Raw genomic sequence first — 13,114 nt, forward strand, 5'->3', positions numbered from 1 at the left:
ACGCGCGCGTGCGGACGGTGAGCGGGGGCACGCGTGCGGGGCGGACGGGGCGGGGGGAGAATACGGCGCGTGATCGTCGACTCAGCGCTGTACCGCGACGGACGCCGGAGGGAGGGTCCCGGCGACCTCTCCCGGGCCCTGGCCGAGGCGCGGGACGCCCGCGACGCCTTCCTGTGGGTGGGGCTCCACGAGCCGTCGGCGGCCGAGTTCGACCACGTGGCCTCGGAGTTCGCGCTGCACCCGCTGGCCGTCGAGGACGCCTTGAAGGCCCATCAGCGACCGAAGCTGGAGGTCTACGACGACTCCCTCTTCATGGTGCTCAAGCCGGTGCTCTACGAGCCGGAGAGCGACCGGGTCTCCACCGGGGAGCTGATGCTCTTCCTCGGCGACTCCTTCGTGGTGACGGTCCGGCACGGCGAGGGCGCTCCCCTGGCGGAGGTGCGCAAGCGCCTGGAGACCCAGCCGGAGGTGCTGCGGCACGGGCCCACGGCGGTGCTCTACGCGGTGAGCGACGCCGTGGTGGACCACTACCTGGACGTGGCGGGCGAGCTCCAGGTGGACCTGGAGGAGCTGGAGGCCGACGTCTTCGCGCCGGGCGGGACGGGTACGTCGCACACGGCGGAACGGATCTACACGGCGAAGCGCCAGGTGCTGGAGTTCCGGCGGGCGACGGGGCCGCTGACGGGGCCGATGACCCGTCTGACGGCGGGCGCGGTGCCGTTCGTGGACGAGGACTCACAGCCCTTCTTCCGGGACGTCACCGACCACCTGGTGCGGGCCAACGAGCAGGTGGAGGGGTTGGACAGGCTGCTGTCGGACGTGCTGTCGGCGCACCTCGCGCAGATGGGGGTGCGGCAGAACGACGACATGCGGAAGATCTCGGCGTGGGCGGCGATGGCGGCCGTCCCGACAATGGTGGCGGGGATCTACGGCATGAACTTCGAGCACATGCCGGAGCTGCACTGGATGTGGTCGTACCCCACGGTGATCGCGGTGATGGCGGGGATCGAGGTGGGCCTGTACCGGCTGTTCAAGCGGCGCGACTGGCTCTGAGCGCGACCGGCTCCGATCCGGCCGCGCCGTGCCCGGGCCGTGTCAGAAGGCGGGGGCGGGGGTCGCCGGGCCGCCGAGGGCGTCGAGCCGTTCGGGCATCCGCAGGCCGATCATCCGGTGCCAGCCGGCGGCGCGCTCGTACGCGTACATGCCGTGGATGCCGGCGGCGAGGGCCGTGTTCTTGGCCCTGGACCAGCCCAGGATGCGGCCCATGTGGCGCATCACGGCGAGGCTGACGTCGCGGTAGACCTGGATCTCGGCGAGCGCCGACTCGCGCAGGGTGTTCTGGATGAGCCGGCCGTGGCCCGCGCGGGCGAGCCGCAACAGCTCCTCGTGGCAGTAGGCGAGGTGGTTGGCCTCGTCGTTGTCGATCATGTGGATGGCCTTGCCCAGCTCCGGATGGTCGCCGAAGTACGTGACGAGCATGTCCATCTGGTCGGCGGCGCGCTGCTCGGTGACCCGGCTGTGGGCGAGGTAGACGACGACGTCCTGTTCGGTCAGGGGCTCGTCGCCGCGCAGCTTCTCGTGGGCGAGCCCGATGCCGCGCCGTTCGAGGAGCATCGTGTAGTCGGTCTCGGGCGGTACGGGGACGGGTTCGAGGCCCCGCTTCTTCAGGAGGGCCTTGAAGATCCGGCCGTGCTTGTCCTCGTCCGCCCCGTGCCGGACGATCTTGGGCGCGAGGTCCCGCATGCCGGGGGCGACGAGGGCCGCGATCCGGGCGTTCTCCCAGCCGCCCTGCGACTCGCCGCTGGCGGCGATCGAGCAGAAGAGCCGGAAGGCGTCGTCGTCGTCGATGATTTCCTGGAACAGGCTCTTGGCCGTGAGCATCGCTGCCACCTCCATGCGGACGCCCGCACTCCGCGGGCCCGGCGAGACCGAGTCAAATGCGGTCCGGGACGGCGGGCAACAGGAGGGCTCGCGGGTATCGGCCGAAAGAGTGAGCCGCCGGGCCGTAACCGGGGGCGCGGCGGCGCGTTGAACGGCATGACGGCCGTGGCGGGGAAGACCCCCGAGCCCCCACCACGGCCGTGGGGACTCCCCTACGCCAGGCCGGCCCGCTCCAGGGCGTCGACGCCGGCGCGCAGGGCGGCGAGGCGCTCGTCGAGGGTGAAGCCCGCCGGGGCGAGCGTCAGGGTGGTGACGCCGGCCGCCGCGTAGGCGGCCATCCGGTCGGCGATCCGGTCCACGGTGCCGAGCAGGGCGGTCTGGTCGATGAGGGTGCGGGGCACGGCGGCCGCGGCGCCCTCCTTGTCACCGGCCAGGTACTTGTCCTGGATCTCGGCGGCCTCCTTCTCGTACCCCATGCGCTGGGCGAGCTGGTTGTAGAAGTTCTGCTTGCGGCTGCCCATGCCGCCCACGTAGAGGGCGGTGTACGGGCGGAAGACGTCGGCGAGCGCGTCGACGTCCTCGCCGAGGGCGAGCGGCAGCGTCGGGCAGACGTCGAAGCCCTCCATGGTCAGGCCGGCCTTCTCGCGGCCCGCCCGGAGGTGGCGCAGGGCGGTCTCCTCCAGGTGGTCGGCGGAGGGGAAGATCAGCAGGGCGCCGTCGGCGATCTCGCCGGTCTGCTCCAGGTTCTTCGGGCCGATCGCGGCGATGTACAGCGGGATGTGCTCGCGCTGCGGGTGGACGGTCAGCTTGATCGGCTTGCCGGGGCCGCCGGGCAGCGGCAGCGTCCAGTGCTCGCCCTCGTGGGTGAGGCGCTCGCGGGACATCGCCTTGCGGACGATCTCCACGTACTCGCGGGTGCGGGCGAGCGGCTTGTCGAACTTCACGCCGTACCAGCCCTCGGAGACCTGCGGGCCGGAGACGCCGAGGCCGAGGCGGAAGCGGCCGCCGGAGAGCGAGTCCAGGGTGGCGGCGGTCATCGCCGTCATCGCGGGCTGGCGGGCCGGGATCTGCATGATCGCCGAGCCGACGTCGATCCGGTCGGTCTTCGCGGCGACCCAGGAGAGCACGGTCGGCGCGTCCGAGCCGTACGCCTCCGCCGCCCAGCAGACGTCGTAGCCGAGGCGGTCGGCCTCCTGGGCGACGGCCAGGTTGTCGCCGTCCATGCCGGCGCCCCAGTAGCCGAGGTTGATGCCGAGCCGCATTCCACGCACCCCTTACCCATCGGTAACGTCTCTCGCTCCGGACTCTAGCGCGCGGTCCCCCGATCCGTCAGGAGCCGTCCGCCACGCCGTCGTCCGCGGGTTCTGTCCACAGGTTCCCTCCACAGGGTCTCTCCGCGTGGTGCCCTGGCCAGTAATGTCCCGCCCATGGAGCAGAGGCATCTCGGACGTACCGGCCTGCGCGTCTCGCGCATCGGGCTCGGCACGCTCACCTGGGGGCGGGACACCGACGAGCACGACGCCGGCGAGCAGCTGCGGGCGTTCTGGGACGCGGGCGGCACGCTCGTGGACACCGCCGACGTGTACGGCGGCGGCGAGGCGGAGTATCTGCTCGGACGGCTGATGGAGCGGCTCGTGCCGCGGCAGGACCTGATCCTGTCGACCAAGGCGGGCAGCGTCCCGGACCCGGACCGGCGCACCGACGGGTCGCGCGGCCACCTGCTCGCCGCCCTCGACGCCTCCCTCGCCCGGCTCGGCACGGACCACGTGGACCTGTGGCAGCTGCACGCCTACGACCCGTACACACCGCTGGAGGAGTCGCTCCAGGCGCTCGACATCGCCGTACGCAGCGGGCGGGCGCGCTACGCGGGCGTGGCGAACTTCTGCGGCTGGCAGCTCGCCAAGGCCGGCACCTGGCAGCTGGCCGGCGACCGGACCCGGCTCGCCGGCGCCCAGCTCGAGTACTCGCTGCTCCAGCGGGGCGTCGAGCGGGAGGTGCTGCCCGCCGCGATCGACCTCGGCATAGGACTGCTTCCGTCCTCCCCGCTGGGTCGCGGGGTGCTCACCGGCAAGTACCGGAGCGGCACCCCGGCCGACTCCCGGGGCGCGTCGGAGGCGCTGGCGCCGTTCGTGGAGCCGTACCTCGACGAGGCCGCGAGCCGGATCGTGGAGGCGGTCAGCACCGCCGCCGACGGGCTCGCCACCAGCCCCCTGCACGTGGCGCTCGCCTGGGTCCGCGACCGGCCCGGCGTCACCGCCCCGATCATCGGCGCGCGCACGGCACACCAGCTCACGGCGGCACTGTCGGTGGAGGGCCTTAGTCTTCCTGACGAGATCTGCCGGGCTTTGGACGATGTGTCCGCGCCCGTGCACCGCTATCCGGATCACGACTGGAGCACCTTGTGACCGAGCCTGCCGGGGAGACCGTGCCCGAGGCACCCGAGGACGTGGCCCACGAGGACGGGGCACCGTCCGCCGAGCCGGAGACCGCCGGCGAGGGCGGCGCGGCCGCCGAGGAGGCGGCACCGGAGCTGAGCGAGGCGGAGGCCGAGCTGGCGGCCCAGCGGGAGCTGCGGGCCAGGATCGAGGCGCGGAAGGCCGAGAAGTCCGGGCCCGTGGTGGGCGGGGCGAAGCTGAGCGGCACCGCCGCCGACCTGCTCGCCGCCGTGCGGGCCGTGGAGGGCGGTTCCGCGTCCGGCGGCGCCTTCTTCGCGCCGGCGCCCGAGCCGCCCCGGCCCGCGCGGCCCGAGGCGCCCGTCCCTCCGCCCGCCCCGGCGGCGCCGTCCGCGCCCACGGCGGGGGCGCTGGCCGGGATCCGCGAGGTGCTGGCCCGCGGCGGCGCGCCCGAGGCACTGGCCGGGCGGGTCGCCGCCGCGCTCGGCGAGCAGGCCGCCGAGGCCCTGGCCGAGGACCCGTGGCGGCTGCTGGCCGTCGCCGGGGTGCGTCCTGAGCAGGCCGACGGCTTCGCGCGGGCGCTGCTCGGCGGGGCCTGCGGCCCGGACGACCCGCGCCGCGCGGTCGCCCTGACGGTGTGGCTGCTTGACCGGGCGGCTCTCCAGGGCCACACCGCGCTCACCGCCGAGGAGGTACGGACCGGGCTCGCCGGGCACGGGGTCCCCGACCCGGAGAAGGCCGTCGGAACCGCGGTCTCCGAGGGCGCCGTCCTGCTCTTCCAGGAAGAGGAGCCGCAGGAGGACGACGAAGCCCTGGAGGAGTCCGAGGAGGACCGCGCGGCGGACGGCGGTCCGGCGGAGCCCCCGCTGCTCGGCCTCGACCGGTACGCGCTGGCCGAGGAGAGCCTCGCCGACGGACTGGCCCGCCTGGTGCGCACGGTCACCGCCGAGGAGTGGGACGGCGGCGAGCTGGAGCGGGCCGTCGGGGGCCACGGTCTGGTGCTGCACACCGGCGGCGAGGCCGCCCGCGCCGAGCCGATGGCCCTGGCGGCCACCGCGCGGGAGCGCGGGCTGCGCGTCCTGGTCACCGTGCACGACCCGGAGCGGCCGACCGACGAGGAGCGCGCCGCCGGGACGGTGGTGCCGCTCGCCGCGCTGCTCTCCGGGACGGCCGGCCCCGGCCGGGACGAGGAGGGTTTCCTCGCCCTGGACCTGCTGGTGGTCCTCGACGCCCCCCAGCTGGACGTGGAGACGGGCGCGATGCTCGTCGAGGCCCTGCCGGACGGCTGCCGGCTGGTCCTCGGCGGCGATCCGGAGGTCCTCGGGGCGGCCGGTCCCGGCGCGGTGTTCGCGGACGCGCTCGCGGCCCGCGTCTGCCCCCGGGTGGCCTCCCGCCGGCCCGACCCGGGGCCGCTGGGCGAGCTGGTCTCGGGCATCGGCATCGGTGAGCTGAACCAGGTCGAGGCCCCCGGCAAGGAGGTCGTGATCGTCCCGGTGCGGGACGCGGGCGAGGCCGTGCACCGCACGGTCCAGCTGGTCGCGGACTCGGTGCCGCGCGCCTTCGGGCTGACCGCCGAGCAGACCCGGGTGATCACGGTCGGCCACGGCGGCGCGGCCGGGACCCGAGCGCTGAACACGGCGCTGAAGCAGCGGCTGAACCCGGGTCCGGGCCGCTTCGGCGGCTACGACCCGGGCGACCGGGTGGCGTACGCGCCGGTGCCCGGCCGGACGGTGACGGGCACGGTCCTCGGGGCCGACGCCGAGGGCCTGCGGCTGCGTACCCCGGACGGCGAGGTCGTCGTACCGAAGGAACGGGTGGAGTCGGCGCTGCGGCACGGCTGGGCGCTGACCGCGCACCAGGCGGCCGGCGGGCGGTGGCCCGCGGCGGTCGTGGTGCTGCCGGGCGACGCGGCGCCGGGGCTGAGCCGGCCGTGGGTCTACACGGCCTTCGGCCGCGCGGAGCGCCATCTGTCGGTGGTCCACGGAGTGGACCAGGCGCTGCCGCGCGCGGTGGCCGAGGTCCCCGCCCCGGCCCGGACGACCCGGCTGCGGCCGCTCCTGGTGGGCCTGCTGGCCGCCGGCGAGGAGGAGTAGGGTCGCCGCGAGGACGCCGGAGGGCTGGAACATCCACGCGTGATGTTCCAGCCCTCCGGCGTCCTCCCCGGTACGTGTCAGCGGCCGGTGCCTCGGCCCCCCGCGCCGCCGACCGTCTCGTCGTCGCCCTCGTCGTCCTCCTCGTCGTCGAAGACGGAGCTGATGTCGAAGCGGCAGACGATCCGCTCCGGGTCGGCCTGCTCGAAGGGGGCGGCCAGCCACTCCCCCGGCTCCGGGAGGTCCCCGGCCGCGGTGACCCAGAGCGTGGAGTCGCCCTCCTCCAGACCGAACTCCTTGTGCCGGGAGGCGATCTCGTCGGGCTCGTACTCCCCGAAGAGGACCCCGAGCGCGGCGGCGGTGCCGCGGGGCCCGTCCTCGTCGTGGTCGAGGTCGGTGACGCGCCGGGCCTGGGCCACCAGCCGCCGCGGCTCCGCCACGGCGTAGTCGCGGCGGATCAGCACGCTCAGAGCGTGTGGTTCGTCAGGTCCGGCGTAGGGCGGCAGCCCGTCGTCGGCCCCCGGGATCTCGAAGGGGGTCACCTCGTCGTAGCGGTCGTAGAGGAGTTCGTCATAGGTCTCGGCGGCCGTGGCGAGGGCGTTGAACGCCTCGTACACCGCCGGGTCGTCGTCTCCCGTGCGGCGTTCGACCGCCGCGAGGTGACGGTCCAGTGCGGTCTTGACCGCCTCTGCGGCGGCACGTACCTCGGCAGCGGTGGGCTGCGCAGCATCAGACATGGGACAGACGCTATCCGTACCGGGCCCGTGCCCGCACAATAGATGCGATGCCGGAATACGAATTTGTCGACGTGTACGTGCCGCGCGGACTCTCCCGAAAGGAGACCGCGCGGCTTCTGACCGACCATGCCGAGTACGGGCACTGGGAGTTGGACCGACTCACCCTGCGCCGGGACGGCAGCCGCAGAGTGCGGCTGAAGCGGCGGATCATCCGTCAGCTCCGCGCCACCTGGTGACGGACGTGAAAGGGGCCCCGCGCGATGCGGGGCCCCTTCGCGTTCCGTCGGCGGGACGGCTCAGGCGCCGCGGCGGGAGCGGCGGTAGACCAGCGAGCCCGCCAGCAGCATCCCCGCGGCGGCCGGCACGATCACGCCGAGCGGCGCGGACGAGCCGGTCTCGGCGAGGGCGTCCGGGGTGGCCGGCGGCGGCGTGAGCTGCGGGCCCGGGTGGTTCTCACCGCCTCCCGGACCGGGCGGCACACCGGGAGTGCCGGGCGTACCCGGAGTACTGGGCGTACCCGGGGTCTCCGGCGTGCCAGGGGTGCCGGGGGTCTCCGGCGTACCGGGCGTGCCCGGGGTCTCCGGCGTACCGGGGGTTCCGGGGGTCTCCGGCGTACGGGGGGTCTCCGGCGTACGGGGAGTCTCCGGGGTCTCCCCGTAGCCGCCCGGCTCCTCGCCGTAGCCGCCGGGCTCCTCCTCGCCGTAGCCGGTGTCGGGGTTCCCGGCGTTGGCGCAGTCGTTGCCCGCGGCCGGGTTGCCGAGGCCGATGCCCGTGACGCTGTTGCCGCACGCGTTGACGGGGACGTCGACCGGCACCACCACGGTGTTGCCGGAGGCCACGCCCGGGGAGTCGCTCGCGTGCGCGTCGCCGGACGCGCCGGCGCCGGCCTGCGCGGGGATGTTCGCGCAGGAGTTGCCCATCGCCGGGTTGAGCACCCCGATGACGTTGACGGTGTTGCCGCAGGCGTTGATCGGGGCGTGGACCGGGACCTGCACGGTGTTCCCGGACGCGACGCCGGGTGAGTTCGCGGCCGTACCGTTCGCGGCGGAATCCGCCTGAGCGAGACCGCCGCCGAGCGCGAAGACGCCTCCGGCCGCCGCGACGGTGATGAGGCTCTTGCGCGTGACCTGTCGCATAGCTTGCTTACCTGCCTTCTCGGCATTCGCCTGATCGGCTTGGGTTGAGGGCCACCGGGCCCGTGCCCGGGGCGGAATGGCCACCGGCCCCGGAGTGCATGGCACGCACTCCGGGGCCGGACCGGCTCACCCCCTCAGGGGGCGGGGCACAACGTCAGGCGTTGACGCAGGTGTTGCCGAAGGCGGGGTTCAGCAGCCCGATCACGGAGACCGTGTTGCCGCAGACGTTGACCGGCACGTGGACCGGGACCTGCACGACGTTGCCCGAGAGGACACCGGGGGAACCGATGGCCGCACCCTGGGCACCGGCGTCGGCGACGGCCATGCCCGCACCCGCGAGAACCAGACCGCCCGTGGCAGCCGCAGCAGCGACGACCTTCTTGATCATTATTCCTCCTAGTTGACAATGCGGACCCAGCCGCGGACCGCATCACCTGTAACGAGGGGGAAGGGAGGGGGCTACGAGCCCCCGGGGTCATTCACTCTTTCCGGGCACGGGCAAACGGACGGTCGAATTCGGTGGCCCTCCGGTCAGCAGGCGTCGAGGAAACGGTCCAGGACGCGCACGCCGAACTTCAGGCCGTCGACCGGGACGCGCTCGTCGACGCCGTGGAACATGCCGGCGAAGTCAAGGTCCGGCGGCAGCTGGAGCGGGGCGAAGCCGAAGCAGCGGATGCCGAGGTCGTCGAAGGACTTGGCGTCGGTGCCGCCGGAGAGCATGTACGGGACGGCGCGGGCGATCGGGTCCTCGGCGCGCAGGGCGAGCTGCATGGCGTCGACGAGGGCGCCGTCGAAGCTGGTCTCCAGGGCCTTGTCGCCGTGCACGTCCTCCCGCTTCACCTTGGGGCCGAGGATCCGGTCGAGGTCGGCGAGGAACTCCTCCTCGTAGCCGGGCAGGAAGCGGCCGTCGACGTGGGCGGTGGCCTGGCCGGGGATCACGTTCACCTTGTAGCCGGCGCCGAGCATGGTGGGGGCGGCGGAGTTGCGCAGGGTGGCGCCGACCATCTTGGCGATGCCGCCGAGCTTGGCGAGGGTGGCGTCCATGTCCTCGGGGTCGAGCGGGGTGCCGAGCGCGTCGGACAGCTCGTCGAGGAAACTGCGGACGGTCTTGGTCACGCGGACCGGCCACTGGTGGCGGCCGAGCCGGCCGACGGCCTCGCACAGTTCGGTGATCGCGTTGTCGGAGTTGGTCATCGAGCCGTGCCCGGCCGTGCCCTCGACGGTGAGCCGCATCCAGTGCATGCCCTTCTGGGCCGTCTCGACCAGGTAGAGCCGCAGGTTCTCGTTGACGGTGAAGGAGAAGCCGCCGACCTCGCCGATCGCCTCGGTGACGCCGTCGAAGAGGTCCCGGTGCCGGTCGACGAGGTGGCGGGCGCCGTAGGTGCCGCCGGCCTCCTCGTCGGCGAGGAAGGCGAGGACGACGTCGCGCGGGGGCTTGCGGCCGCTGCGCAGCCGGTCGCGGACGACCGCGAGAGTCATCGCGTCCATGTCCTTCATGTCGACGGCGCCGCGGCCCCACACGCAGCCGTCGGCGACCTCGCCGGAGAAGGGGTGGTGGGTCCAGTCGGCGGCGTCGGCCGGCACGACGTCGGTGTGCCCGTGGATGAGCAGCGCCGGACGGGAGGGGTCCTCGCCCTCGATGCGGGCCACGGTGGAGGCCCGGCCCTTGTGGGACTCGATGATCCTCGGTTCGAGCCCCACCTCGGCGAGCTTCTCCGCGACGTACTCGGCCGCGGCGCGCTCCCCGGGGCCGGAGTGGTCTCCGTAGTTGCTGGTGTCGATGCGGATGAGGTCCCGGCAGAGGTCGACGACCTCGTCCTCGCCCGAGACGGTCCGGCCGGTGTTCGACTCGCTCACGCTGCTTCCTCCCACGACGTGCCCCCTGTGCCTGCTCTGCTGGTCGTCCCATCCTCCCGCGCCCCCGCCCAGGCGGCGCAAGGGTGTCCGGCGGGCGAGGGGGGTGGTGATCGGCCACCCCGATTGTTTGCTATGGTTTCCCTCGTCGGAACGGCCCAGAGCCGCGAGACACACACCCTGTCCGGGTGGCGGAATGGCAGACGCGCTAGCTTGAGGTGCTAGTGCCCTTTATCGGGCGTGGGGGTTCAAGTCCCCCCTCGGACACCAGAAGAAGTCCCGGTCGAGCTCTATCGGCCGGGACTTCGGCGTATGTCGGACCGTGGTGAGGCGGAGCGGTGAGAAGGAAGCGGGTGCCGGTCGCGCCGCTGCCGCAGCGTGAGGGGATCGATCCGGTACGGATCCGGCTGCCGGAGGATCCGGAGGGGGCCTGGCCGACCGTGGGGGCGTATCTGCTCGGGCGGTACGGGGCGGCGGTCGGTGCGGAGCGGATCGGCGCGATGCTGGACGCGGGGCGGTTCGTGGGGGCCGACGGGCGGGCGGCGGCGGGCTCGGAGCCGTACGAGCCGGGGCGGTGGCTGTGGTTCCACCGGGACCTGCCGGTCGAGGAACCGGTGCCGTTCGAGATCGGGATCGTGCGCCGGGACGAGCGGATCGTGGTCGCGGACAAGCCGCACTTCCTGGCGACGACCCCGCGCGGGCGGCATGTGACGCAGACGGCGCTGGCGCGGCTGCGGGCCGGGCTCGGGCTGCCGGCGCTCCAGCCGGCGCACCGGCTCGACCGGCTGACGGCGGGCCTGGTGCTGTTCGTGGTGCGGCCCGAGGACCGGGGGGCGTACCAGCTGCTGTTCAAGGAGCGGCGGGTACGCAAGGAGTACGAGGCGGTGGCGCCGTACGACCCCGGGGTGGGGCTGCCGGTGACGGTGCGGAGCCGGATCGAGAAGGAGCGGGGGGTGCCGGCCGCCCGGGAGGTGCCGGGCGAGCCGAACGCGGTGAGCCGGATCGAGCTGGTGGAGCGGCGGGGCGGGCTCGGGCGGTACCGGCTGCTGCCGGAGACCGGGCGGACGCATCAGCTGCGGGTGCACATGAACGCGCTGGGGCTGCCGATCCTGGACGATCCGCTCTATCCGGTGGTGCGGGAGGACGGGCCGGAGGACTACCGGCGGCCGCTGCGGCTGCTCGCGCGGACGCTGGAGTTCGCCGACCCGTTCACGGGTGAGGAGAGGCGGTTCGAGAGCCGCCTCTCGCTCGGCTCGCTCGATGTGCTCGGTTCGCTCAGTGGCCTCGGCTGAGCCATTCCTCCAGGTGCGGGGCCTCCTCGCCGATGGTGGTGGAGTCGCCGTGGCCGGTGCGGACGGTCGTCTCCGGGGGGAGCGTGAGGAGCTTCTCGCGGATCGAGTCGACGATCGTCGGGAAGTCGGAGAAGGACCGGCCGGTGGCGCCGGGGCCGCCCTGGAAGAGGGTGTCGCCGGTGAAGACGGTGCCCAGGTCGGGGGCGTACAGGCAGACCGCCCCGGGGGCGTGGCCGGGGGTGTGGAGGACCTTCAGGTCGGTGCCGGCGATGGTGAGGACCTGTCCGTCGGCGAGTTCGCCGTCGGGGGTGTGGTCGGGGTGGGTGAGCTTCCACAGCGGCTGGTCGGCGGGGTGGAGCAGGATGCGGGCGCCGGTGGCGGCGGCGAGCGCGGGGGCCGCGCCGACGTGGTCGTCGTGGGCGTGGGTGCAGACGATGGCGCGCAGGGTGCGGCCGTCGAGGGCGGTGAGGATCGCGGCGGGGTCGTGGGCGGCGTCGACGACGATCGCCTCGGTGTCGTCGCCGACGATCCAGACGTTGTTGTCGACGTCCCACGTGGAGCCGTCGAGGCTGAAGGTGCCGGAGGTGACCAGGTGGTCGATGCGGGCGGTCATCACAGCACCACCACCGAGCGCAGCACGTCGCCGTCGTGCATGCGGGCGAAGGCCTTCTCGACCTCGTCGAGGGCGATGGTCTCGGTGACGAAGGCGCCGAGGTCGACGCGGCCCTGCCGGTGCAGGTCGATGAGCATCGGGAAGTCGCGGGACGGCAGGCAGTCGCCGTACCAGGAGGACGTGAGGGAGCCGCCGCGGCCGAAGACGTCGAGGAGCGGGAGTTCGAGCTTCATCTCGGGGGTGGGGACGCCGACGAGGACGACGGTGCCGGCGAGGTCGCGGGCGTAGAAGGCCTGCCGGTACGTCTCCGGGCGGCCGACGGCCTCGATGACGACGTCGGCGCCGAAGCCGCCGGTGAGTTCGCGGATCGCCTCGACGGGGTCGGCGGTACGGGAGTCGACGGTGTGGGTGGCGCCCATCTCCTTCGCCTTGGCCAGTTTCCGCTCGTCGATGTCGACGGCGATGATCCTCGCGGCGCCGGCGAGGCGGGCGCCGACGATCGCGGCGTCGCCCACGCCTCCGCAGCCGATGACGGCGACGGTGTCGCCGCGGGAGACGTTCCCGGTGTTGATCGCGGCGCCGATGCCGGCCATCACGCCGCAGCCGAGGAGGCCGGCGATCTCGGGGGCGACGGCCGGGTCGACCTTGGTGCACTGGCCGGCGGCGACGAGGGTCTTCTCGGCGAAGGCGCCGATGCCGAGGGCCGGGGAGAGCTCCGTGCCGTCGAGCAGCGTCATCCGCTGCCGCGCGTTGTGGGTGTCGAAGCAGTACCAGGGGCGGCCGCGGCGGCAGGCGCGGCACTGGCCGCAGACGGCCCGCCAGTTGAGGATCACGTAGTCGCCGGGGGCGACGTCGGTGACGCCCTCGCCGACGGACTCGACGGTTCCCGCGGCCTCGTGGCCGAGGAGGAAGGGGAAGTCGTCGTTGATCCCGCCCTGCTTGTAGTGGAGGTCGGTGTGGCAGACGCCGCAGGCCTGGATCTTCACGACGGCCTCGCCGGGGCCCGGGTCGGGGACGACGACGGTCTCGATCCGCACCGGCTCGTTCCGGCCGGGGGCGACGACCCCCCGCACGTGCTGTGGCATCGCTGGCTTCCCTTCGGCCGAGAGGATCTTGTG

At 73.7% G+C, this 13,114-nt stretch carries 13 protein-coding genes and 1 tRNA gene; 6 read left to right on the forward strand and 8 right to left on the reverse strand.

The features are described 5' to 3' along the window. Positions 1-60: 60 nt before the first annotated feature. Positions 61-1,053: a magnesium/cobalt transporter CorA gene (corA, locus tag QK442_RS11105; protein WP_282693778.1), complete on the forward strand. Its 993-nt coding sequence runs from the start codon at positions 61-63 to the stop codon at positions 1,051-1,053. A 42-nt stretch (positions 1,054-1,095) separates the two neighbouring features. On the opposite strand, the gene QK442_RS11110 is transcribed toward corA, so the two are convergent. Together QK442_RS11110 and QK442_RS11115 are read right to left on the reverse strand one after the other, a co-directional pair. Then, positions 1,096-1,881, reverse strand: a complete 786-nt coding sequence (locus QK442_RS11110; RefSeq protein ID WP_282693711.1) for a ferritin-like domain-containing protein — start codon at positions 1,879-1,881, stop codon at positions 1,096-1,098. Between the two features lie 212 nt (positions 1,882-2,093). Beyond that, complete coding sequence (locus QK442_RS11115; RefSeq protein ID WP_282693712.1) at positions 2,094-3,143, reverse strand: LLM class F420-dependent oxidoreductase; 1,050 nt, start codon at positions 3,141-3,143, stop codon at positions 2,094-2,096. 165 nt (positions 3,144-3,308) lie between these two features. Here QK442_RS11115 and QK442_RS11120 point away from each other — a divergent pair, with 165 nt between their 5' ends. Both QK442_RS11120 and QK442_RS11125 read left to right on the forward strand, forming a co-directional pair. Further along, the gene (locus QK442_RS11120; RefSeq protein ID WP_282693713.1) at positions 3,309-4,286 is read left to right on the forward strand and encodes an aldo/keto reductase; all 978 of its coding nucleotides are present in this window, start codon (positions 3,309-3,311) and stop codon (positions 4,284-4,286) included. After that, entirely contained in the window at positions 4,283-6,367 is a 2,085-nt protein-coding gene (locus tag QK442_RS11125; protein ID WP_282693714.1) for an ATP-dependent RecD-like DNA helicase, read from the forward strand. The genes QK442_RS11120 and QK442_RS11125 overlap by 4 nt, the downstream gene beginning before the upstream one ends. 77 nt (positions 6,368-6,444) lie before the next feature. Here the strand turns inward: QK442_RS11125 and QK442_RS11130 are convergent, their stop codons facing one another. Next, a complete protein-coding gene (locus tag QK442_RS11130; RefSeq protein ID WP_282693715.1) occupies positions 6,445-7,101 on the reverse strand; it encodes a hypothetical protein in 657 nt (218 codons plus the stop codon). Between the two features lie 47 nt (positions 7,102-7,148). Between QK442_RS11130 and QK442_RS11135 the strand changes: the two genes are divergently transcribed. Next, a complete protein-coding gene (locus tag QK442_RS11135; RefSeq protein WP_282693716.1) occupies positions 7,149-7,337 on the forward strand; it encodes a DUF5703 family protein in 189 nt (62 codons plus the stop codon). A gap of 60 nt (positions 7,338-7,397) precedes the next feature. Here QK442_RS11135 and QK442_RS11140 read toward each other — a convergent pair whose 3' ends face one another. From QK442_RS11140 to QK442_RS11150, 3 genes are all read right to left on the reverse strand, one after another. After that, positions 7,398-8,237 (reverse strand): chaplin, encoded by an 840-nt coding sequence (locus QK442_RS11140; protein WP_282693717.1) that lies wholly within the window; start codon positions 8,235-8,237, stop codon positions 7,398-7,400. Positions 8,238-8,391: 154 nt separating this feature from the next. Further along, the gene (gene chpH / locus QK442_RS11145) at positions 8,392-8,625 is read right to left on the reverse strand and encodes a chaplin ChpH (RefSeq protein WP_015032475.1); all 234 of its coding nucleotides are present in this window, start codon (positions 8,623-8,625) and stop codon (positions 8,392-8,394) included. 143 nt (positions 8,626-8,768) lie between these two features. Beyond that, positions 8,769-10,094, reverse strand: coding sequence for a M20/M25/M40 family metallo-hydrolase (locus tag QK442_RS11150; protein WP_282693718.1), 1,326 nt, complete (start codon positions 10,092-10,094; stop codon positions 8,769-8,771). A gap of 179 nt (positions 10,095-10,273) precedes the next feature. Here QK442_RS11150 and QK442_RS11155 point away from each other — a divergent pair. Both QK442_RS11155 and QK442_RS11160 read left to right on the forward strand, forming a co-directional pair. Then, positions 10,274-10,361, forward strand: a tRNA-Leu gene (locus tag QK442_RS11155). A gap of 68 nt (positions 10,362-10,429) precedes the next feature. After that, positions 10,430-11,383 (forward strand): RluA family pseudouridine synthase, encoded by a 954-nt coding sequence (locus QK442_RS11160; RefSeq protein WP_282693719.1) that lies wholly within the window; start codon positions 10,430-10,432, stop codon positions 11,381-11,383. Here the strand turns inward: QK442_RS11160 and QK442_RS11165 are convergent. Together QK442_RS11165 and QK442_RS11170 are read right to left on the reverse strand one after the other, a co-directional pair. Further along, positions 11,367-11,996 carry an MBL fold metallo-hydrolase gene (locus QK442_RS11165; RefSeq protein ID WP_282693720.1) on the reverse strand — a complete coding sequence of 210 codons (630 nt, stop codon included), beginning with the start codon at positions 11,994-11,996 and terminating at the stop codon, positions 11,367-11,369. The genes QK442_RS11160 and QK442_RS11165 overlap by 17 nt on opposite strands. After that, a complete protein-coding gene (locus tag QK442_RS11170; protein WP_282693721.1) occupies positions 11,996-13,081 on the reverse strand; it encodes an S-(hydroxymethyl)mycothiol dehydrogenase in 1,086 nt (361 codons plus the stop codon). Before QK442_RS11170 ends, QK442_RS11165 begins: the two co-directional genes overlap by 1 nt. Positions 13,082-13,114 lie beyond the last annotated feature (33 nt).

It is taken from the genome of Streptomyces sp. CC208A (genome assembly GCF_030010625.1).
Classification (GTDB): Bacteria; Actinomycetota; Actinomycetes; order Streptomycetales; family Streptomycetaceae; genus Streptomyces.